This window comes from Sphingobium trunci (assembly GCF_022664535.1).
In the GTDB taxonomy this organism is placed as follows: Bacteria; Pseudomonadota; Alphaproteobacteria; order Sphingomonadales; family Sphingomonadaceae; genus Sphingobium.
In genome coordinates this window covers 159,433-178,785 of record NZ_JAKUJY010000008.1, presented here as the reverse complement: position 1 = coordinate 178,785, position 19,353 = coordinate 159,433, and the positions used below count along the sequence as shown (strand labels likewise).

General features: G+C 66.1%; 15 protein-coding genes, 2 tRNA genes and 1 pseudogene. 9 read left to right on the top strand and 9 right to left on the bottom strand.

Annotated elements, in window-relative coordinates:
* From MJ601_RS09945 to MJ601_RS09935, 3 genes and pseudogenes are all read right to left on the bottom strand, one after another.
* Positions 1–552: reverse transcriptase domain-containing protein (locus MJ601_RS09945; protein ID WP_242125856.1), on the bottom strand; the 552-nt coding region annotated here is incomplete at its 3' end.
* Positions 553–1,199: 647 nt separating this feature from the next.
* Positions 1,200–1,385: pseudogene (locus MJ601_RS09940) on the bottom strand (ArdC-like ssDNA-binding domain-containing protein); the annotation flags it as partial.
* 309 nt (positions 1,386–1,694) lie between these two features.
* A tRNA-Gly gene (locus MJ601_RS09935) sits at positions 1,695–1,769 on the bottom strand.
* A gap of 253 nt (positions 1,770–2,022) precedes the next feature.
* On the opposite strand from MJ601_RS09935, the gene paoA reads away from it, so the two are divergent.
* The 5 genes from paoA to MJ601_RS09910 all read left to right on the top strand — a co-directional run bounded on the left by paoA (position 2,023) and on the right by MJ601_RS09910 (position 8,899).
* Entirely contained in the window at positions 2,023–2,664 is a 642-nt protein-coding gene (paoA, locus tag MJ601_RS09930) for an aldehyde dehydrogenase iron-sulfur subunit PaoA (protein WP_242125854.1), read from the top strand.
* Entirely contained in the window at positions 2,661–3,611 is a 951-nt protein-coding gene (locus tag MJ601_RS09925; RefSeq protein WP_242125852.1) for an FAD binding domain-containing protein, read from the top strand. The genes paoA and MJ601_RS09925 overlap by 4 nt, the downstream gene beginning before the upstream one ends.
* Positions 3,612–3,614: 3 nt before the next feature.
* Entirely contained in the window at positions 3,615–5,831 is a 2,217-nt protein-coding gene (gene paoC / locus MJ601_RS09920) for an aldehyde oxidoreductase molybdenum-binding subunit PaoC (RefSeq protein ID WP_242125850.1), read from the top strand.
* A gap of 165 nt (positions 5,832–5,996) precedes the next feature.
* Positions 5,997–8,033, top strand: a complete 2,037-nt coding sequence (locus MJ601_RS09915; RefSeq protein ID WP_242125848.1) for a TonB-dependent receptor plug domain-containing protein — start codon at positions 5,997–5,999, stop codon at positions 8,031–8,033.
* 68 nt (positions 8,034–8,101) lie between these two features.
* Positions 8,102–8,899, top strand: a complete 798-nt coding sequence (locus tag MJ601_RS09910; RefSeq protein ID WP_242125846.1) for a S1/P1 nuclease — start codon at positions 8,102–8,104, stop codon at positions 8,897–8,899.
* Between the two features lie 59 nt (positions 8,900–8,958).
* On the opposite strand, the gene MJ601_RS09905 is transcribed toward MJ601_RS09910, so the two are convergent.
* A tRNA-Thr gene (locus MJ601_RS09905) sits at positions 8,959–9,033 on the bottom strand.
* A 115-nt stretch (positions 9,034–9,148) separates the two neighbouring features.
* Here MJ601_RS09905 and MJ601_RS09900 point away from each other — a divergent pair.
* Positions 9,149–9,295, top strand: coding sequence for a hypothetical protein (locus MJ601_RS09900; protein WP_242125844.1), 147 nt, complete (start codon positions 9,149–9,151; stop codon positions 9,293–9,295).
* 69 nt (positions 9,296–9,364) lie between these two features.
* On the opposite strand, the gene MJ601_RS09895 is transcribed toward MJ601_RS09900, so the two are convergent.
* Positions 9,365–11,146, bottom strand: a complete 1,782-nt coding sequence (locus tag MJ601_RS09895) for an aminopeptidase P family protein (RefSeq protein WP_242125842.1) — start codon at positions 11,144–11,146, stop codon at positions 9,365–9,367.
* Between the two features lie 93 nt (positions 11,147–11,239).
* Here MJ601_RS09895 and MJ601_RS09890 point away from each other — a divergent pair, with 93 nt between their 5' ends.
* The 3 genes from MJ601_RS09890 to MJ601_RS09880 all read left to right on the top strand — a co-directional run bounded on the left by MJ601_RS09890 (position 11,240) and on the right by MJ601_RS09880 (position 14,383).
* Positions 11,240–13,300: a S9 family peptidase gene (locus MJ601_RS09890; RefSeq protein ID WP_242125841.1), complete on the top strand. Its 2,061-nt coding sequence runs from the start codon at positions 11,240–11,242 to the stop codon at positions 13,298–13,300.
* The gene (locus tag MJ601_RS09885; RefSeq protein ID WP_242125839.1) at positions 13,300–13,698 is read left to right on the top strand and encodes an acyl-CoA thioesterase; all 399 of its coding nucleotides are present in this window, start codon (positions 13,300–13,302) and stop codon (positions 13,696–13,698) included. Before MJ601_RS09890 ends, MJ601_RS09885 begins: the two co-directional genes overlap by 1 nt.
* Before the next feature lie 67 nt (positions 13,699–13,765).
* The gene (locus MJ601_RS09880; protein ID WP_242125837.1) at positions 13,766–14,383 is read left to right on the top strand and encodes a hypothetical protein; all 618 of its coding nucleotides are present in this window, start codon (positions 13,766–13,768) and stop codon (positions 14,381–14,383) included.
* A gap of 50 nt (positions 14,384–14,433) precedes the next feature.
* On the opposite strand, the gene MJ601_RS09875 is transcribed toward MJ601_RS09880, so the two are convergent.
* The 4 genes from MJ601_RS09875 to MJ601_RS09860 all read right to left on the bottom strand — a co-directional run bounded on the left by MJ601_RS09875 (position 14,434) and on the right by MJ601_RS09860 (position 19,247).
* Positions 14,434–15,414, bottom strand: a complete 981-nt coding sequence (locus tag MJ601_RS09875; protein ID WP_242125825.1) for a TerC family protein — start codon at positions 15,412–15,414, stop codon at positions 14,434–14,436.
* 426 nt (positions 15,415–15,840) lie between these two features.
* Complete coding sequence (locus MJ601_RS09870; RefSeq protein WP_242125824.1) at positions 15,841–17,697, bottom strand: ABCB family ABC transporter ATP-binding protein/permease; 1,857 nt, start codon at positions 17,695–17,697, stop codon at positions 15,841–15,843.
* Between the two features lie 42 nt (positions 17,698–17,739).
* A complete protein-coding gene (gene dapD, locus MJ601_RS09865; protein WP_242125822.1) occupies positions 17,740–18,579 on the bottom strand; it encodes a 2,3,4,5-tetrahydropyridine-2,6-dicarboxylate N-succinyltransferase in 840 nt (279 codons plus the stop codon).
* On the bottom strand, positions 18,576–19,247 hold the full coding sequence (locus MJ601_RS09860; RefSeq protein WP_242125820.1) for a pyrimidine 5'-nucleotidase: 672 nt from the start codon (positions 19,245–19,247) through the stop codon (positions 18,576–18,578). The genes dapD and MJ601_RS09860 overlap by 4 nt, the downstream gene beginning before the upstream one ends.
* Between the last annotated feature and the right edge of the window lie 106 nt (positions 19,248–19,353).

Genomic DNA, 19,353 nt, shown 5'->3' with positions numbered 1-19,353 from the left:
GCGTGGATCCTCGATCCGCTTTTCGAGTAGGCGCAGGAGAACGGCGTGATCGATATTGTCGAAGAAGCTGACAACATCGACGTCCACCAACCATTTGACGCCCGTCCAGACCGCACCGATGGTTTTCAGCGCAGTGTGGCAGGACCGACCTTCCCGGAACCCGTGGCTCGCATCATGGAAGATGGGCTCGTAGATCTGGTTGAGCACGATCCTGACCACCTCTTGGACAAGTCTGTCCTCCGTGGTCGGTATGCCGAGCGGTCGCATGCGACCGTCGGACTTGGGTATCAAGACACGACGTACAGCAGCGGGCTTATATGATCCGTCCGATAGCCGAGCAATGATGGAGCGGACCTTCTCGGGCGAGTAGCCGTCGAACGTTCGTCCATCGATGCCCGGGGTCATCGCCCCCTTGTTGGCGGCGACCTTCAGATAGGCCTGATCCCAGAGGGACGGGCTTTTCATCAGGCGGAACAGACCATTGGCCCGCCGGCCCGACCGCACCACGGTCGGGAGTGATCCGATTGCCTTTTCGACGGTTTCCGGCAGCATTAGCACGCCCCCGTCAGAGTCGTTCGGATCGTGGAAGCTGCCGCCCTTCCCCCGATCGGTGGGCGTTTCACGCGGGTCGCCCCGTGCTTATCGCATCGATCGTCCGCCGGTCGCCCGGCGACTGTCCCGGCCGTTACGCCGGGCATTCGAGTACTATGACGGCTCCGTCGCCATGCAGGTCCGGCGAAGCCGTCCTGTTAAGGCGATCCCGTATTTACGCGAGTGAGAGGTTTCGACGTGTTTAGGCGCCCCGTTCGTTCACTTGCCCCTCCATACAGAGGATGCGTCGGACGAGCTGGTAGACCGGGCCTCTCAACGTCGGAGGACCGGCTCGCGGAAAGTATAAACGTCGCACTTTCCGACCGTCCGATGTGCCGTGTCAGCCATTCTACGGCACCACTGCGGGTGTAAGTCGCTGCAAACTGGGGTTCAGGCAGTATAGCTTTCGCCATGCACGTCTTATCCTGACCCGCCGCGCCACAAATGGCTTCGACGCTTTGGGCCTTTTCCGGACATGCTGTTGTCCCCCGCCTCTTTCGAGGTCGCAGCCATTTCTGGCCGAGGTTAGTCCGGTGGATACAGGTCATTACCAGCGAACCTGATCGTTCATTCGATACCTCCTTCTTCTCGCGCCGACACGGCGCACCGTTGATGCCGCTGTATCGCCGATCACTGACGGCATTGTAGGGCATGCCGATGCTCGCGGCAGACGAACCCCAGGGCTGGACCCAGGGGACGCGGCCGGCTTCCAGTTCGGCGATGATCCGGTTGGTGATCTGTTCGTAGAGGTCGGTCCGCTCACCCGCGGAACGGTGGGTGCGTGCATAGGCCATCGCGATTCTCCGCGACGGGTCGGTCCCGAGCCTCTCTCGTGACGCTCAACCCGTCACGGCCAACCGGCCGCGCTCTTACTCTATCGGGCGTTACGGGGCGCAGCCCCGTAGAAGGGGTCGCTTGAGATTCGTGAAGCGAGGCTCAAGCGCAGGGGAAGGCTTACCCCGCGGGACAGAACTCAACGTTAAAAGACTGTCAAATACGCCAACGCACCCGCAATGCGTGGTCGCCCGGTGGTCGCCCACAAGAAATCAGCAAAAATTGGGCCTCGGCCCACTCCTGTAATTTATTGATTTTCTTATGAATTCTGGAGCGGGCGAAGGGATTCGAACCCTCGACCCCAACCTTGGCAAGGTTGTGCTCTACCCCTGAGCTACGCCCGCTCTGGCGGCCGGAGGAAGTCTCCCTCTCGGCGGGTGGGGGGCAACTAGCAGCGGCTTTGCACCTCGGCAAGCGGGAATTTGCAGAAAACTCATTTTTCTCCCCGCCGCGATCTTTCCCCGCCGCCGGGCCGCCGCACCTTAATCGCTTGGCGTTGAACGGCTATCTGTTACTTTCCCTGCGCCCATTCGGCAGGACGATGGATATAATTGCCGTCCGCTTCGTATCGCATTGGGACTGAGGAGAAGTGCCGCCATGACAGCCGACCAATGGACGCGCCGCAGCCTGCTTCGCGGCGGCGCTGCCGTCGCAACCGCTGTTCCCCTGCTGGGGCAGGCGCAGGCCGCGCCTGCCGGTCCTGCTCCAGCTCGCCAGGAAGGAGCGCCGATGAACGCCGTGAGTTTCACCGTGAATGGCCGCGAAGTGCATCTTCAGCTCGATCCGCGCACGACCCTGCTCGATGCGCTGCGCGAACATCTGCACCTCACCGGAACGAAGAAGGGGTGCGACCATGGCCAGTGCGGCGCCTGCACGGTGATGGTCGAGGGGCGGCGGATCAACAGCTGCCTGACCCTGGCCGTCATGCATGACGGTGAGTCCGTCACCACCGTCGAAGGGCTCGGCACGCCGGAAAAGCTGCACCCGATGCAGCGCGCCTTCATCACCCATGACGGCTATCAATGCGGCTATTGCACGCCGGGCCAGATCTGTTCGGCGGTCGCCGTGCTGGAGGAGATCGAGGCGGGCATTCCCAGCCATGCGACCGAAGATCTCGACCATGTCGCCTTTTCCGATGCGGAGGTGCGCGAGAGGATGAGCGGCAATATCTGCCGCTGCGCCGCCTATCCCAACATCATCGCCGCGATTCGCGAATGCGCCGGGGAGAAGCAGGCATGAAGCCCTTCACCTACAGCCGCCCCGCCAGTGTCGAGGAAGCCGCAAAGGCCGCCGCCGCCACCCAGGGCGCGCGTTTCATCGCGGGCGGCACCAATTTGCTGGACCTGATGAAGCTCCAGATCGAGACGCCGTCCCATCTGATCGACGTCAACCATCTCGGCCTCGACCGGATCGAGAAGACGGAAGAGGGCGGGCTGCGCATCGGCGCGCTCGTTCGCAATACCGATCTCGCCGCGGACAAGGCCGTGCGCCGCGACTATGCGGTGTTGAGCCGCGCGCTGCTCGCGGGCGCTTCGGGGCAGCTCCGCAACAAGGCGACGACGGGCGGCAACCTGCTCCAGCGTACCCGCTGCCCCTATTTCTACGACACCCGCATGCCCTGCAACAAGCGCCAGCCCGGCAGCGGCTGCGGCGCGATGAAGGGCATCAGCCGCAGCCTCGCCATCCTTGGCACCAGCGACGCCTGCATCGCCCAGCATCCCTCCGACATGGCGGTGGCGCTGCGCCTGCTCGACGCCAGCGTGGAGACGGTGGGCGCCGACGGCGGCCGCCGCGCCATTCCGATCGCGGATTTCCATACGCTGCCCGGCGCCACTCCCCATGTCGAGACCGCGCTGAAGCCCGGCGAGCTCATCACCGCCGTCACCCTGCCCAGGCCGCTCGGTGGTACCCATGTCTATCGCAAGGTCCGCGACCGTGCCTCCTATGCCTTCGCGCTGGTGTCGGTGGCGGCGATATTCGGGGGAGACGGCAAGGCCCGCTTCGCCTTCGGCGGCATCGCGGCGAAACCCTGGCGCGTCGCGGAGGCCGACGCCGCCGCGTCCCGAGGCGCCAGGGCCGTGGCCGAAGCGGCGCTGGCGGGTGCCACACCCACCGCCCAGAATGCGTTCAAACAGCAACTCACCGCCCAGACGCTCGCGTCGATCTACCGGCAGAAGGAGGCTTGAGCCATGAAGTTCGACAGCCCCGCCACCACCAACCCGATCGACCGGGGCCGCGTCATCGGCATTCCCCACGACCGGATCGACGGCGCCGCCAAGGTGACCGGCACCGCCCCCTATGCCTATGAGCGGCACGACGCCGCGCCCAATGCCGTCTATGGCTGGATCGTCGGTTCCGCCATCGCCAAGGGCCGGATCAGCGCCATGGACCTGCGCGCGGCGCAGGCCGCGCCGGGCGTGCTGGGCATCGTCACCCATCAGAATGCCGGTCCGCTGGGCAAGGGCGATATGAACACCGCCCATCTGCTGGGCGGTCCGCAGATCGAACATTATGAACAGGCGGTGGCGCTGGTGATCGCCGACACGCTGGAAAATGCCCGCGACGCGGCCCGGCTGGTGCGCATCGATTATGCCCCGGACAAGGGTCGCTTCGACCTGGCGGCGGAGCGCGACCGGGCGGCGCCGCCCTCCGGCGGCTTCGGTGGCCCGGCGGACACCAGGGTCGGCGATTTCGACGGCGCCTTCGCCAAAGCGGCGGTGAAGATCGACCAGAGCTACACCACCCCGGACCAGAGCCACGCCATGCTGGAGCCTCACGCCACCACGGCATCCTGGAACGGCGACAGGCTGACGCTCTGGACCGCCAACCAGATGGTGGCCTGGAATGTCGGCGAAATCGCGACGACGCTCAAAATCCCCAAGGAAAACGTCCGGATCGTCGCGCCCTTTATCGGCGGCGGCTTCGGCGCCAAGCTGTTCCTGCGCGCCGACGCGCTGCTGGCGGCCCTGGGCGCCCGGCAGGTCGGCCGCCCGGTCAAGGTCGCGCTGGCCCGGCCGCAAATCCCCAACAACACCACCCATCGCCCCGCGACGATCCAGCGCATCCGGATCGGCGCGGACAGCAATGGCGTGATCGACGCCATCGCCCATGAGGTCTGGTCCGGCGACCTGCCCGGCGGCGGCGCGGAGACGGCGGCGCAGCAGACCCGCCTGCTCTATCGCGGCGCCAACCGGCTGACCGCGCACCGGCTGGCGGTGCTGGACCTGCCGGAGGGCAATGCGATGCGCGCGCCGGGCGAAGCGGTCGGCCTGCTGGCGCTGGAAGCCGCCATGGACGAACTGGCCGAAGCCTGCGGCGTCGATCCGGTCGAACTGCGCATCCGCAACGATGTGCAATATGATCCGGAGGCCGGGCCGCAGCGCCCCTTTTCCAGCCGCAAGCTGGTGGAATGCCTGCGGCTGGGCGCGGAACGCTTCGGCTGGAACCGGCGCAACCCGAAACCGGGACAGGTGCGGGACGGGCGCTGGCGGATCGGCATGGGGGTGGCCACGGCCTTCCGCAACAATCTGGTGATGAAATCGGGCGCGCGCATCGGCGTCGATGCCGGGGGGCGGGTGATCGTCGAAACCGACATGACCGACATCGGCACCGGCAGCTACACCATCCTTGCCCAGACGGCGGCGGAAATGCTGGGCGTGCCGCTGGATGCGGTGACGGTTCGGCTGGGCGACAGCCGCTTTCCGGTATCGGCCGGTTCCGGCGGGCAATGGGGCGCCAACAGCTCCACCGCGGGCGTTTATGCCGCCGCCGCCGCTCTGCGGACGAAGCTGGCGGAAAAGGCGGGCTTCCCGGCCGACAAGGCGCTGTTCGAGGATGGGCTGGTGCGGCTGGGCAACCAGTCGCAGCCGCTGGCGCAGCTGGCCGGCCGCGAGGGGCTGTGGGCGGAAGACAGCATGGATTATGGCGACCTTGCCAAACGCTATGCCCAGGCCACCTTCGGCGCGCACTTCTGCGAGGTGGGCGTGGATATCGACACCGCCGAAGTGCGCATCCGCCGCATGGGCGGGGCCTTTGCCGCCGGGCGCATCCTCAACCCCAAATCGGCGCGCAGCCAGGTGATCGGCGCGATGACGATGGGCGCGGGCGCGGCGCTGATGGAGGAACTGGTGGTGGACAAGCGCTTCGGCTTCTTCGTCAATCACGACATGGCCGAATATCTGGTGCCGGTCCATGCCGACATCCCCGAACAGGATGTGCTGTTCGTTGAGGAACTGGACGACAAGAGTTCGCCGATGAAGGCGAAGGGGGTCGGCGAGTTGGGCATTTGCGGCGCGGGCGCGGCGGTCGCCAATGCGATCTACAACGCTACCGGGATTCGCCTGCGCGATTATCCGCTGACGATTGACAGGATATTGGGCGCGTCAAGCGGCCATAGGGTCGCTTGACAGTTCTTCGGCCGCAACCCTAGAGCATTTTCGAAGCAGGTGGCATCACCTGCTGGCTCGGAAAATGCGGAAAACCAAGGACAAATGGAGCATCATCCGATCAGCTTGATCGGATGATGCTCAAGTCCCCTGCTGCATCAGGAGAGGAAAAAGGGGGAGGGCGCCATGAAATATCTTCTGTCCTTCGCGCTGGCGGCCGTTCCGGCCATGGCATGGGCCGATACGGACGCGCCCGATGTGGACCGCATCGTCGTGACGGGGGAGGGGCTGTCCCAGTCGCCAGGAACGGCCGCCTACGGATCGGTGCTGATCGATCGGGATCGCCTGACCGACAGCGCCTCCGGCCGGATCGAAAGCGTGCTGGGCGATGTCGCCGGTTTCCAGCAGTTCCGCCGTTCCGACAGCCGCTCGGCCAATCCCTCGGCGCAGGGGGCGACGCTGCGCGCCCTGGGCGGCAATGCGTCGAGCCGGACGCTGGTGCTGCTGGACGGCGTGCCGATGGCCGACCCCTTTTTCGGCTATATCCCCTTCAGCGCCCTGGTGCCCGACCGGCTTTCCGCCGTCCGCGTGACGCGCGGTGGCGGGGTCGGCGCGTTCGGGGCGGGGGCGGTGGCGGGGACGATCGAACTCGCCAGCGCCACGCGCGATCAGCTTCCGGTCTTGGGGGCAAGCGCCTTCTACGGCAGCAGCGACGCGACCGAATTGGCCGCCAGCCTGACGCCGGATCTGGGCGGCGGCTATGTCTCGCTTTCCGGCCGCTGGGACCGGGCCGACGGTTTCCAGACCACGCCCGGGGACCAGCGCGTCGCGGCCACCGTTCCGGCCGCCTATGACGGCTGGTCGGCCAATCTGCGCGCCGTCGCGCCGCTCTCGGCCACGGCGGAAATCCAGTTTCGCGGTACCCTGTTCCATGACGACCGCACGCTGCGCTTCAAGGGCGCCGACAGCATGAGCGAGGGGCAGGACGCCAGCATCCGTTTCGTCTCGCGCGGCGCGTGGCAGGTGGACGCGCTGGCCTATATCCAGGCCCGCAACTTCTCCAACATCGTCGTCGTGGCGACACCCACCACCTCCCGCATCTCCCTCGACCAGCGCAACACGCCTTCCACCGGCATCGGCGGCAAGATCGAGCTGCGCCCGCCCGTGGGGCCGGATCATGTCCTGCGGCTGGGCGCCGACAGCCGGATCGCCACGGGCGACATGTTTGAGGATGCCTATGCCGCGTCCGGCGCCGTGACGGCACGCCGCCACGCCGGTGGCGATCAGATGACGACCGGTTTCTTCGCCGAGGACGACTGGACGCTGGGCAGGCTGGTGCTGACCGGCGGTGCGCGGGCCGATCGCTGGACGATCAGCAACGGCTTCTTCCGCCAGGCCAATGGCGCGGGCAGGGCAACCTTGAACGCGGCCTTTCCCGACCGGTCCGACTGGCAGTTTTCCGGCCGGGCGGGCGCGCTCTACCGGATCGGCGAGGGGGTGGCGCTGCGCGGCGCGGCCTATACCGGCTTTCGCCTGCCGACGCTCAACGAACTGTACCGGCCCTTCCGCGTGGGCGCGGACGCGACCGGTCCCAATGCGGCGCTGCGGCCCGAACGGCTCAAGGGCTATGAGGCGGGGGCCGATCTGGCGCTGGGGCCGGTCCATCTGGGCGTCACCCTGTTCCGCAACATGCTGGACAATGCGATCGCGAACGTCACCGTCTCCCGCACCGGCGGGGTCTTCCCGCTGGTCGGCACCGTGACGGGCATCTACCGGCAACGGCAGAATGTCGACCGCATCACCGCCAGCGGCGTCGAACTGACCGCCAATGCACGGGCCGGGGATTTCCTGCTCTCGGCCTCCTACGCCTACAGCCACAGCCGGGTCCATGCGCCGGGACGCGATTTCGACGGCCTGCGCCCGGCCCAGACGCCCGCCCACGCCGCCAGCGCCACCCTGGCCTGGGAACCGGAACGGGGGCCGGCCCTTTCCGCCACGCTACGCTATGTCCGCAAGCAATATGAGGATGATCTGCAGACGGATGCGCTGCCCGATGCCCTGACCGTCGATGCGGTGGCCCGGCTGCCGCTCGGCCACGGGCTGACGCTCGTCGCGCGGGGCGAAAATCTGTTCGATGAGCAGGTCGTCACCCGCAATGCGGGCGGTTCCATCGATCTGGGCACGCCGCGCACGCTGTGGATCGGCTTCACCTTCAAGGGCTGAGGCCGGGCAAGGAGACGCTTCAAAAACCAGTCTGGCTCCGGTCGTGCAAAGCTGCGATGAGGGGCGCCATGCGCTTTTCGATCCTGCTGGCCCTCCCGCTCCTCATCGCCACCCCCGCCAAGGCCTGGGGACCGGTCGGCCACCGCATCACCGGCGCCATCGCCGACCAGAATCTGAGCGGCGCCGCCCGCGCACAGGTCCGCCTGCTGCTGGGGACGGAGGATCTGGCGGAGGCATCGACCTGGCCCGACGACATGAAGTCGGACCCGGCCGACTTCTGGCGCAGGACCGCCAGCCCCTGGCACTATGTCACGGTGAGGGAGGGCGATCATTACCGCCCCTCCGACGCCCCGCGGGAGGGGGACGCGATCACCGCGATCCGCCGCTTCACCGCCACGCTGCGCGATCCCGGGGCGCCGCTGGAGGAACGCCGCACGGCGCTGCGCTTCATCGTCCACATATTGGGCGACCTGCACCAGCCCCTGCACGCGGGCGGCGGCAACGACCGGGGCGGCAATGACGTGAAGGTGACCTTCTTCGGCGCGGAAACCAACCTGCATTCGGTCTGGGATTCGGGCCTGATCGAACAGCGCACCCTGTCCTATTCCGAATATGCGAACTGGCTGTCCCGCTCGACCACGCCGCAGCAGGTGATCGACTGGAGCGCCACCGGCCCCGCGACATGGCTTCGCGAGAGCATCGCCCTGCGCAAGACCATCTACCCGGCCGATCCCCAATTATCCTGGGACTATGTCTACCAGCATCGCGCCGAGCTGGACGACCGGCTGCGCCGCGGCGGCGTGCGCATCGCGGCCTATCTCAACGCCATCTTCGATTCCGCCACGCCGGCCAGCGACATGCCCTGACGCGCGCGGGAGTGCGGCCCGGCCAGACAGCCATGCCAAAAAGGGGAAAAGGTGGAAAATGGTGCTGCCGGTGAGGATTGAACTCACGACCTCAGCCTTACCAAGGATGCGCTCTACCACTGAGCTACGGCAGCACTATTTTCAGCTCCATCCGGCTTATCGCGCCAGCGGAGCCGGGCCTATGGCCGCCCTCGTTGCCCATGTCAAGGCGGCTTGCGGCACTTTGCGCAATTTGCTTATGGCCCCTTCATGACGACAGGAAATTCAGGCGGGCAGGACGAACGGAAAGAGCGGCTGGCGCAGGCGCTGCGCGACAATCTGCGCCGCCGCAAGGCGCAGGCGCGCGAATCGCGGGATGCGCAAGCTCCCCGGCGCGACGACGACGCCACGGGGTAAAGCTTGCGCCGCGCCTGAGCGAAGCCCGCCTGTGACCGGTCGAAGACGGGCGCGATGGAAAAGCCCGGCCTATAGCGGCGCGCAGGCCGCCTTCAGCCACGCCAGCGCCTCGCCCTCCAGCTGCGGCCCGACGACCTCCACCACCTTCGCGTGATAGACGTCCAGCCACGCCCGTTCGTCCCCGGTCAGCAGCTCCACCGCGATCGCGTTGCGGTCGATCGGCGCGAAGGTCAGCGTCTCGAACCCCAGCATCTCCCGCTCGGCGCCCGGCACGTCGCGCGCCTCCACCAGCACCAGATTCTCGATCCGGATGCCATATTCGCCGGTCTTGTAATAGCCCGGCTCGTTGGACAGGATCATGCCCGGCTGCAACGGCTCGTCGCCACCGCCGAAGGTCGCGATCCGCTGCGGCCCCTCATGCACCGACAGGAAGCTGCCGACGCCATGGCCGGTGCCATGGGCATAGTCCAGCCCCTCGGCCCAGAGGAACTGCCGCGCCAGCACGTCGAGCTGGCCGCCGCGCGTACCCGCCGGAAACTGCGCCCGCGCCAGCGCGATATGCCCCTTCAGCACCAGCGTGAAGCGGTGCTTCATCTCGTCGGTCGGCGTGCCGATGGCGACGGTGCGGGTCACGTCGGTGGTGCCGTCGCGATACTGCCCGCCCGAATCGACCAGATAGAGGCTGCCGCTCTCGATCGGCCGGTTGGTCTTCTCCTCGACCCGGTAGTGCACGACCGCGCCGTTCGGCCCGGCGCCGGAAATGGTGTCGAAGGATAGGTCTTCCAGCAGGCCGGTGTCCTTGCGGAACGCCTCCAGCCGCGCCGCCGCGCCCAGCTCGTCGACGCGGCCGCTGGGCGCCTCGACCGCGATCCAGTGCAGGAAGCGCGACAGGGCCGCCCCGTCCCGTGCCTGCGCCGCCTTGTGCCCGGCGATCTCGACCGGGTTCTTCACCGCCTTGGGCAGCACCGCCGGGTCGCGCAGCGCCAGCACCGTCGCCCCGCCCGCATCCAGCCCCTCGAAGATCGCCGCCACCGCCCGTTCCGGGTCGGCCGCCACCATCTTGCCCGACAGCTCGGCCAGCGCCTCGGCGAAGCGGCTGCGGTCATGCACCCGCACCGCATTGCCCAGATGCTTCATCACCGCCTCGTCGATCTTCTCCGGCGCGACATAGAGGTCCGCCGTCGCATCGGCATGGACGATGGCATAGGCCAGCGCGACCGGCGTGCGCTCCACATCCTTGCCCCGGATATTGAACGTCCAGGCGATCGAATCCAGCGCGGAGAGCACCACCGCATCGGCATGTCTGGCCACCAGCCAGTCGGCCATCGCCTGCCGCTTTTCCGCCGCCGACTGCCCGGCATGGCGCTCCTCATGCACCACCAGCTTGGCGTCGCTGGGGGCGGGGCGGTCGGGCCACACCGCATCGACCGGATTGGTGTCCACCGCCACCAGCTCCGCGCCCCGCTCGGCCAGAGCCTCGCCCGCCGCCTTCACCCAGGCGCGCGTATGCAGCCAGGGATCGTAACCGATCCGCCCGCCGGCCGGGGCATGTTCGCCCAGCCATGCCGCCACGGACGTCTGCGGCACGCTCTCATATTGCCAGTGCGCCGCATCCACCTGCTCGCGCACCTGCAACGTATAGCGTCCATCGACGAAGATCGCCGCTTCCTCCGGTAGCACCACCGCGCTGCCCGCCGACCCCTGAAACCCCGTCAGCCAGGCCAGCCGCTGCGCATAGGCACCCACATATTCGCTCATATGCTCGTCGGTCAGCGGCACGACAAAGCCGTCCAGCCTGTCCCGCACAAGCTGGGCGCGCAGGGCTTTCAGGCGATCTTCATGAGTAGACATCAAATTTTCCTTGGACTTGCCGGCCCTCTTGCGCAGGGCCTATGGCCGCCAACATAAGCAGACCCGCACCGTTACGCCAGATCAGGACATGGAATGACCGCTTCCGCCAAAGCCCCCATCGCCGACCGCCGCCCGCACAGCTTCACCCATCACGGCATCACGGTGGAGGATGCCTATGCCTGGCTGCGCGATCCCGGCTATCCGGAGGTGAAGGACAGGGCGGTGCTGTCCTATCTGGAGCAGGAGAACGCCTTCTTCGAGGCCGCGATGGCACCGCACAAGGCGCTGACCGACAGGCTGTTCGAGGAGATGAAGGGCCGCATCAAGGAAGATGACAGCTCGGTCCCGCAGAAGGACGGCGACTATATCTACTGGCGCGCCTTCGAGATCGGCGCCCAGTACCGCAAATGGTATCGCAAGCCCGTTGCCGGCGGCGAGGATCAGTTGATCCTGGACGAACCCGCACTGGCGGAGGGTCACGAATATTTCCGCCTCGGCGCCATGTCGGTCAGCCCGGACGGCCGCTACCTCGCCTATGCGATCGACAATAATGGCTCGGAACGGTTCGAGGCGCGGATCAAGGATCTCTTTACCGGCGAGCTGCTCCCTGAAATCATCCCCGACACCCTCTCCTCGCTGGTCTGGACCTCCGACGGCAAGGGGCTGCTCTACGGCATCGCCAACGACCAGTGGCGCACCGACAATGCCCGCCTGCACTGGCTGGGCCAGCCGGTCGAAAGCGATATCGAACTGTTCCATGAGGATGATGAAGGCTTCCGCGTCTCGGTCGGCCTCACCTCCTCGGAAAAGTGGATCGTCATCGCGACGGGCGACCATGTGACGACCGAGGCCTGGCTGCTCCCCGCCGACAATCCCACGGCCACGCCGCTGCTCGTCGCCGCCCGCCAGCCCGGCCGCGAATATGAGGTCGATGAGCATGAAGGCACGCTCTACATCCGCACCAACGACACCCATCCCAATTTCCGGCTGGTCAAGGCATCGCTGGAAACGCCGGACCGGTGGGAGGAGGTGATCGGGCCGGACCCGCATTTCTACCTGACCGACTTCACCCTGTTCAAAAGCTTCTACGTCACCGAAGGGCGGCAGGACGGCCTCGACCAGATCGAACTGCGCGACTATGCGACGCACAGTCCCAGGCGCATTCCCTTCCCGGAGGCCAGCTATTCGGCCAGCCTCGACGACAATCCCGAATATGATGTGACAAAGCTGCGCATCGGCTATGAATCGATGGTCACGCCGGACACCATCTACGATTATCACCTCGCCACCGGCGCGCTTGAAGTGCTGAAGGTGCAGGAAATTCCGTCGGGCTATGATGCGGCCCGCTACGCCACGGAAAGGCTGATGATCCCGGCCCGCGACGGCACGCAGATCCCCGTGTCCATCGTCTATCCGAAAGACCTCCCCCGCGACGGCAGCGCACCGCTGCATCTCTATGGCTATGGCGCCTATGGCATCGCGATGGAGCCGGGCTTCTCCACCAGCCGGCTGTCCCTGCTGGATCGCGGCTTCGCCTTCGCGCTCGCCCATATCCGGGGCGGCGACGATCTGGGCCAGCAATGGTATCTGGACGGCAAGCTCGACAAGCGCGTCAATACATTCACCGATTTCGTGGACGTGGCGAAGGGGCTGATCGAGCGCGGCTATACGTCGAAGGGCAGGATCAGCATCTCCGGCGGCTCGGCGGGCGGCGAACTGATGGGCGCGGTGGTCAACAGCGATCCCGACCTCTGGGGCGCGGTGGTGGCGCATGTGCCCTTCGTCGACGTGCTCAACACCATGCTCGACGAAACGCTGCCGCTGACGCCCGGCGAATGGCCCGAATGGGGCAACCCGATAGAGGACAAGGCCGCGTTCGAGACGATCCTGTCCTATGATCCCTACAGCAATGTCCGGGCGCAACCCTATCCGCCGCTGATGGTCACGGCCGGTCTCAACGACCCGCGCGTCACCTATTGGGAACCCGCCAAATGGGTGGCGAAGCTGCGCGCGACCAGGACCGACGCCAACATGCTGCTGCTCAAGACCAATATGGGCGCGGGCCATGGCGGCAAGTCGGGCCGCTTCGAAAGCCTCCACGAAACGGCGGAGGAATTCGCCTTCATCCTCTGGCAACTGGGCGTCGCGGACTGATGGCCTCCAGCTACACCACGCATATCACCGCCGGGCCGGAGCATATCGACATATTGGGCCATGTGAACAATGCGGTCTGGGTCCAGTGGATGGAGCAGGTCGCGACGGAGCACTGGACCCGCGATGCCGATCCGGCGCATCTCGACGATTATGTCTGGGTCGTGACCCGGCATGAGATCGACTATCGCGGGAACGTCCGGCAGGGTGAAACGGTTTCTGTCCGGACCTGGATCCCGCAGGGTCCACGGGGCGCCCGCTTCGACCGCCATATGGAATTTACAGGTCCGGACGGCAAAGTAAAAGTGTCGGCCAAATCGACATGGGCGATCATCGACAGGCAAACGGGCCGTATCCTGCGCGTTCCTCCGGAGGTTGCCGCGCCCTTTCTGGACACTTGACTGAACCGGAACTTCCTCAACTCATCGCACGTTTTCCGCCTCGTCGATAATGATGAGAGGAGAGGTTATGCGTAACTTCGATGCGTCCATGCGTGTTCTTGCTGCTGCATCGGCTTTATTTCTCGCAACCGGGCCCGCGCTGGCGGGTGACGAGGAAAGGGCGCTGGCCGCCATCGCGCAGGCGCAGGGCAAGATCGACGCCGCCGCCAGGCTGAAGGCCGGTGACGCCGATCCCGCCGTGCTTGCCAAGGCCCAGGCCTCGCTCCGCCTGGCGCAGGAACAGCTCAAGAGCGGCAAGGAACAGGCCGCCATCCGTTCGGCCGTGGATGCGCAGCAATTTGCCGACACCGCCATCGGCCAGAGCCAGGCCCGCGTGGAGACAGACGCGCAGGTCCAGGCATCGACCGCGGTCGCGGCACAGCAGGATGCCGCCGCCGCCAACGCACGGGCGGAAGCGGCCGAACGTGCCGCCGCTTCCGCGGCTGCCGATGCCCGCGCCGCGCGCGCCGCTGCGGCGACTCCCGCTCCGGCCACCACCACCGTGACCACCGAGACGGTGAAAACCGCCCCCGCGACCACGGCCCGCAGGACCACCCCGGTCAAGCGCAAGATCGTGCGCAAGACGACCGCGCCGGTACGGGCTTCGGTGGTGGAAAAGACCACGACCACCGTCACCAGCCGCTGATCGGGTTCCTGGCCCACGCCCGCGGGGCGCTCCCCGCGGGCGTGGCAGGATCAGGCCAGCCGCTTTTCCGTCCTCGTCTTCCACAGCGACCAGCCGACCCCGGCGCCGATCAGCGCGAAGGTCACGCCCAGGCTGAGGGCAGGCGGGAATTTGCCGCCCTCCAGCAGGAAGTCGGCGACGAAGATCTTGGCGCCGATGAACACCAGGATCGCGGCCAGCGCATATTTCAGATAATGGAAGCGGTGGACCATCGCCGACAGCGCGAAGTAAAGCGCCCGCAGCCCCAATATCGCCATCACGTTCGACGTATAGACGATGAAGGTGTCGGTCGTGATCGCGAAGATGGCGGGCACGCTGTCCACCGCGAACACCAGGTCGGCGATATTGATGACCACCAGCGCCAGCAGCAGCGGGGTCGCCGCCAGCACCATCCTGCCCGTCTTCGGATCGGGCATGCGGGCCAGGAAATGCTCGCCATGCAGTTCGGGCGTCACCCGCATATGCCGGGAAATGAAGCGGACCGCCGGATTGTGGCCGACATCGATCGGCTGGTCGCTGCCGAACATCATCCTTATGCCGGTGAAGATCAGGAAGGCGGCGAAGAGATACAGCACCCAATAGGCCTGATGCAGCAGCATCGCCCCGCCCGCGATCATCAGCCCGCGCAGCACGATCACGGCCACTATGCCCCACAGCAGCGCCCGATACTGGTATCGCGGCGGAATGGCGAAGGTGGAGAAGATCAGGCCGATGACGAAGACATTGTCGATCGACAGCGCCTTTTCGATGAAGAAGCCGGTAAAATATTGCATCCCCGGCTCCGGCCCGCGCGCGAACCAGATCCAGCCGCCAAAGGCGCAGGCGACGCTGATGTAGAAAATGGAAAGCTTCAGGCTCTCCCCGATGCCGATCTCCCGGTTCTCCTTGTGCAGGAAACCGAGGTCGAACGCCGTCAGCGCCGCGACGATCGCCAGAAAGGCCAGCCAGAACCAGGCGGGCGTCCCCAGCCAGTCCGCGAAGAGAAATTCCATGGGATAAGCTCCTCTCGTTCAACGACAATGGTTGACCGGAGGATCCGTTGCGATGGGAAGGGGCAGGGGCCTGGCCGTCAGTCGCACCGGATCATCCGATGCGGTCCGACATCACGCGCTGTTGTCAATCCAGCGCGCCAGAGGGGCCCGGTCCGCGGCATGCAAGATAGAGGAGGGGGTGGCGGGAATCAACCGGGGCGATTTTCCCCTGTCCTACAGCGGCCCGCCCGGGCTACACAGGCACCGGCTCTTTGACATTGCGGGAAAAGGCGGAAGGGGCGCGCTTTTCAACCCCTCCATCGTGTCACCTATGTCACCCAAATCCTGGATCATGATCCGCTCAAATTGAATCGGGTCATGCTCCATCATCCCTGCTTTGCCGCCTCTTCCGAGCCAGCCGGTGATGCCACCTGCTTCGAAAATCCTCTATCGGGTGACGGGCAGTTCGACCATTTCGAACACATCGTCGATGCCCGGCTCGCTCGCCATATCGTCCCGCTCGGCCGCCTGCCGCGCCCACATGGCCGCGTACAGCCCGTTGGCCCTGACCAGATCGGCATGGCGCCCGCGCTCGACGATGCGGCCCTGTTCCAGCACGATGATCTCATCGGCATCGACCACGGTGGACAGGCGATGCGCGACGATCAGCGTGGTCCGCTTGCGCGCGATGTTGCGCAGCACGTCCTGGATTTCCGTCTCCGTGCGGCTGTCCAGCGCGCTGGTCGCCTCGTCCAGCACCAGCACGGGAGGATCCTTCAGCAGCGTGCGGGCGATCGCCACCCGCTGCTTCTCCCCGCCGGAAAGCTTGAGGCCGCGCTCGCCCACCCGCGTGTCATAACCCTGCGGCAGGCCCATGATGAAATCGTGGATCGACGCGGCCCTGGCCGCATCCTCGATCTCCGCCTGCGTCGCGTCGGCGCGGCCATAGCCGATATTATATCCGACCGTGTCGTTGAACAGCACCATGTCCTGCGGCACGATGCCGATGGCGGCCCGCAGCGAGGCCTGCGTCACCCGCGAAATATCCTGCCCGTCGATCAGGATGCGCCCGCCCTGTATGTCGTAGAAGCGGAACAGCAGCCGCGCGATGGTGGACTTGCCCGCGCCCGAAGGCCCGACAATGGCCAGCGTCCTGCCCGCCGGGACGGTGAAGCTCACCCCATGCAATATCTCGCGCTCCGGATCATAGCCGAAATGCACATGGTCGAAACGCACCTCGCCCGCCTCGACATGCAGCATCGGTGCATCCGGCGCGTCGCTGATCTCCGCCTGGGTATCGATCAGCCGATACATCGCCTCCATGTCGATCAGCCCCTGGCGGATGGTGCGATACACCATGCCCAGCAGGTCGAGCGGCCGGAAAAGCTGGGACAGCAGCGTGTTCACCAGCACCACGTCGCCGGTCGAGAACTGGCCCCGGCTCCAGCCCCAGACGGTATAGGCCATGGCGCCCGCCATCATCAGGTTGGTGACCAGCGACTGGCCGATATTGAGCCAGGCCAGCGAATTTTCGGATTTGACCGCCGCATTGGCATAGCGCCGCATCGCCTTGCCGTAACGCGCCGCCTCGCGATCCTCCGCGCCGAAATATTTGACCGTCTCGAAATTCAGCAGGCTGTCGACGGCATGGGCGACGGCATTGGTGTCCATGTCCACCATGTCGCGGCGCAACTGGTTGCGCCATTCGGTGACGGTGCGGGTGAACCAGATGTAAAGCCCCACCATCGCCAGCGTCGCCGCGACCATGCCGGGACCGAATTTCAGGAAGAAGATGACGCAGACCGCCGCCAGTTCCAGCACCGTCGGCGCGATGTTGAACAGCAGGAAATAGAGCATCGTGTCGATGCTTTTCGTGCCGCGCTCGACGATCTTGGTGACAGCGCCCGTCCGCCGGTCGAGATGGAAGCGCAGCGACAGCCGGTGCAGGTGCACGAACACATCGTCGGCCAGCCGCCGCCCGGCCTCCTGCCCGACGCGCTCGAAGATGGCGTTGCGGAGGTTATCGAACAGCACGCTGCCGAACCGCGCGCCCGCATAGGCGACCACCAGCGCGATGGCGAGGCCGGCGCTCGACTGCATGCCCGGCGCCATCCGGTCCACCGCGCCCTTATAGGCGAAGGGCATGGCCAGGCTGACGGCCTTGGCCACCAGCACCAGAACCATGGCAATCGCGACCCGCCGCCGCAGGGCCGGGGCATCGGCGGGCCAGAGATAGGGCAGGAAACGCCGCAACGTCGCCCAGACGGGCGGAAGGGGCGAATGGTCAGGCGTGGATGGCGGCATGAACGCCTATGTAGGATTTCATGCCGCCTCGATCCAGAGAAGTTAGTCGCGCAGCAGTTCGTTGATGCCGGTCTTGGAGCGCGTCTGCGCGTCCACGCGCTTCACGATCACCGCGCAATAGAGGCTCGGCCCCGCCGTGCCGTCGGGCAGCGGCTTGCCGGGCAGCGAGCCGGGCACCACCACCGAATAGGGCGGCACTTCACCCATGAATATTTCGCCGGTGGCGCGGTCGATGATCTTGGTCGACTGGCCGATGAACACGCCCATCGACAGCACCGAACCCTTGCCGATGCGCACGCCCTCCACGACTTCGGAACGGGCGCCGATGAAGCAGTCATCCTCGATGATGACCGGATCGGCCTGCAACGGCTCCAGCACGCCGCCGATCCCCACGCCGCCCGAAAGATGGACATTCTTGCCGATCTGGGCGCAGCTTCCCACCGTCACCCAGGTATCGACCATCGTGCCCTCGTCGACGAAGGCGCCGATGTTCACGAAGCTGGGCATCAGGATCACATTCTTCGCGATATGCGCCCCGGCCCGCGCAAAGGAACCGGGCACCGCGCGGAAACCGGCGGCGCGGAAGGCGGCCTCGTCCCAGCCCGCGAACTTGCTGGGCACCTTGTCCCACCAATGGCCCGCGCCCGGACCATTGTCGATCATCACATTGTCGTTGAGGCGGAAGGACAGCAGCACCGCCTTCTTCAGCCACTGGTTGACCTGCCAACCGTCCGCCGTCGGCTCTGCCACGCGCGCCTCGCCGCCGTCCAGCATCGCCAGCGCCTTGTCGACCGCCTGACGCACGGCCCCCTGCGTCGTCAGGCTGACATTGGCCCGGTCCTCCCAGGCGGCGTCGATGGTCGCGATCAGGTCGTTGCTCATGATTTTCCCTCAAGAATATCCGCCAGGAACGGCGTCAGATGGTCGGTTTCGAAATCGATGAAGTCGGGATGATGCCCATGGCCGCCCGCCTCCGAGCCGTTATTGACCCAGATGGTCGTCATGCCGATGGCCTTGGCGGGCTTCAGGTTGCGCGCCATATCCTCGAAAAAGGCGGCCCGCGCCGGATCGACCCCATGCACCCGGCACAGTTCCGCATAGCCCGAAGGATCGGGCTTGGGCACATATTGGCAGGCATGGATGTCGTGGATCAGCTCGAACGCGTCCGACAGGCCGAGCTTGTCCAGCACCCGCCCGGCATAGGCGGCATCGCCATTGGTGAAGATCAGCCGCCGCCCCGGCAGCGCCGCGATATGGGCATTGAGCGCCTCGTCCACCTCCAGCCGATCCATCGAAATATCGTGGACATAGTCGAGGAAGGCGCGCGGCTCGATGCCATGATGGTGCATCAGGCCCGACAGCGTCGTGCCATGCTCCAGGAAGTAGCGTTTCTGCGTCTGCCTCGCGACGACCGGGTCGCAGCCGAGCAGGCCCTGAATGAACTCGCCCATCTTCACGTCGATCAGGGCGAACAGGTCCGCCTTCGCCGGATAGAGCGTATTGTCCAGATCGAAGATCCAGCAATCGATATGGGCAAGGTCCGCGCGCATGGCCGCGCCCTAATCCTGCCGCGCCGCAGGGGCAAGCGCGACGTCGGCCGGGCGCCATGAAATTTATGTTCACATTCCGCTTTTAGGATTATCTGCGGGCTGTGGG

Bases quoted from the DNA above. Each gene is read 5' to 3' on its own strand.
- MJ601_RS09910 (WP_242125846.1), top strand. From the start codon at position 8,102: ATGCGCTTTTCGATCCTGCTGGCCCTCCCGCTCCTCATCGCCACCCCC.
- paoA (WP_242125854.1), top strand. From the start codon at position 2,023: ATGACAGCCGACCAATGGACGCGCCGCAGCCTGCTTCGCGGCGGCGCT.
- MJ601_RS09915 (WP_242125848.1), top strand. From the start codon at position 5,997: ATGAAATATCTTCTGTCCTTCGCGCTGGCGGCCGTTCCGGCCATGGCA.
- MJ601_RS09925 (WP_242125852.1), top strand. From the start codon at position 2,661: ATGAAGCCCTTCACCTACAGCCGCCCCGCCAGTGTCGAGGAAGCCGCA.
- dapD (WP_242125822.1), bottom strand. From the start codon at position 18,579: ATGAGCAACGACCTGATCGCGACCATCGACGCCGCCTGGGAGGACCGG.
- MJ601_RS09860 (WP_242125820.1), bottom strand. From the start codon at position 19,247: ATGCGCGCGGACCTTGCCCATATCGATTGCTGGATCTTCGATCTGGAC.
- MJ601_RS09875 (WP_242125825.1), bottom strand. From the start codon at position 15,414: ATGGAATTTCTCTTCGCGGACTGGCTGGGGACGCCCGCCTGGTTCTGG.
- MJ601_RS09895 (WP_242125842.1), bottom strand. From the start codon at position 11,146: ATGTCTACTCATGAAGATCGCCTGAAAGCCCTGCGCGCCCAGCTTGTG.
- MJ601_RS09870 (WP_242125824.1), bottom strand. From the start codon at position 17,697: ATGCCGCCATCCACGCCTGACCATTCGCCCCTTCCGCCCGTCTGGGCG.
- MJ601_RS09900 (WP_242125844.1), top strand. From the start codon at position 9,149: ATGACGACAGGAAATTCAGGCGGGCAGGACGAACGGAAAGAGCGGCTG.
- paoC (WP_242125850.1), top strand. From the start codon at position 3,615: ATGAAGTTCGACAGCCCCGCCACCACCAACCCGATCGACCGGGGCCGC.
- MJ601_RS09890 (WP_242125841.1), top strand. From the start codon at position 11,240: ATGACCGCTTCCGCCAAAGCCCCCATCGCCGACCGCCGCCCGCACAGC.
- MJ601_RS09885 (WP_242125839.1), top strand. From the start codon at position 13,300: ATGGCCTCCAGCTACACCACGCATATCACCGCCGGGCCGGAGCATATC.
- MJ601_RS09880 (WP_242125837.1), top strand. From the start codon at position 13,766: ATGCGTAACTTCGATGCGTCCATGCGTGTTCTTGCTGCTGCATCGGCT.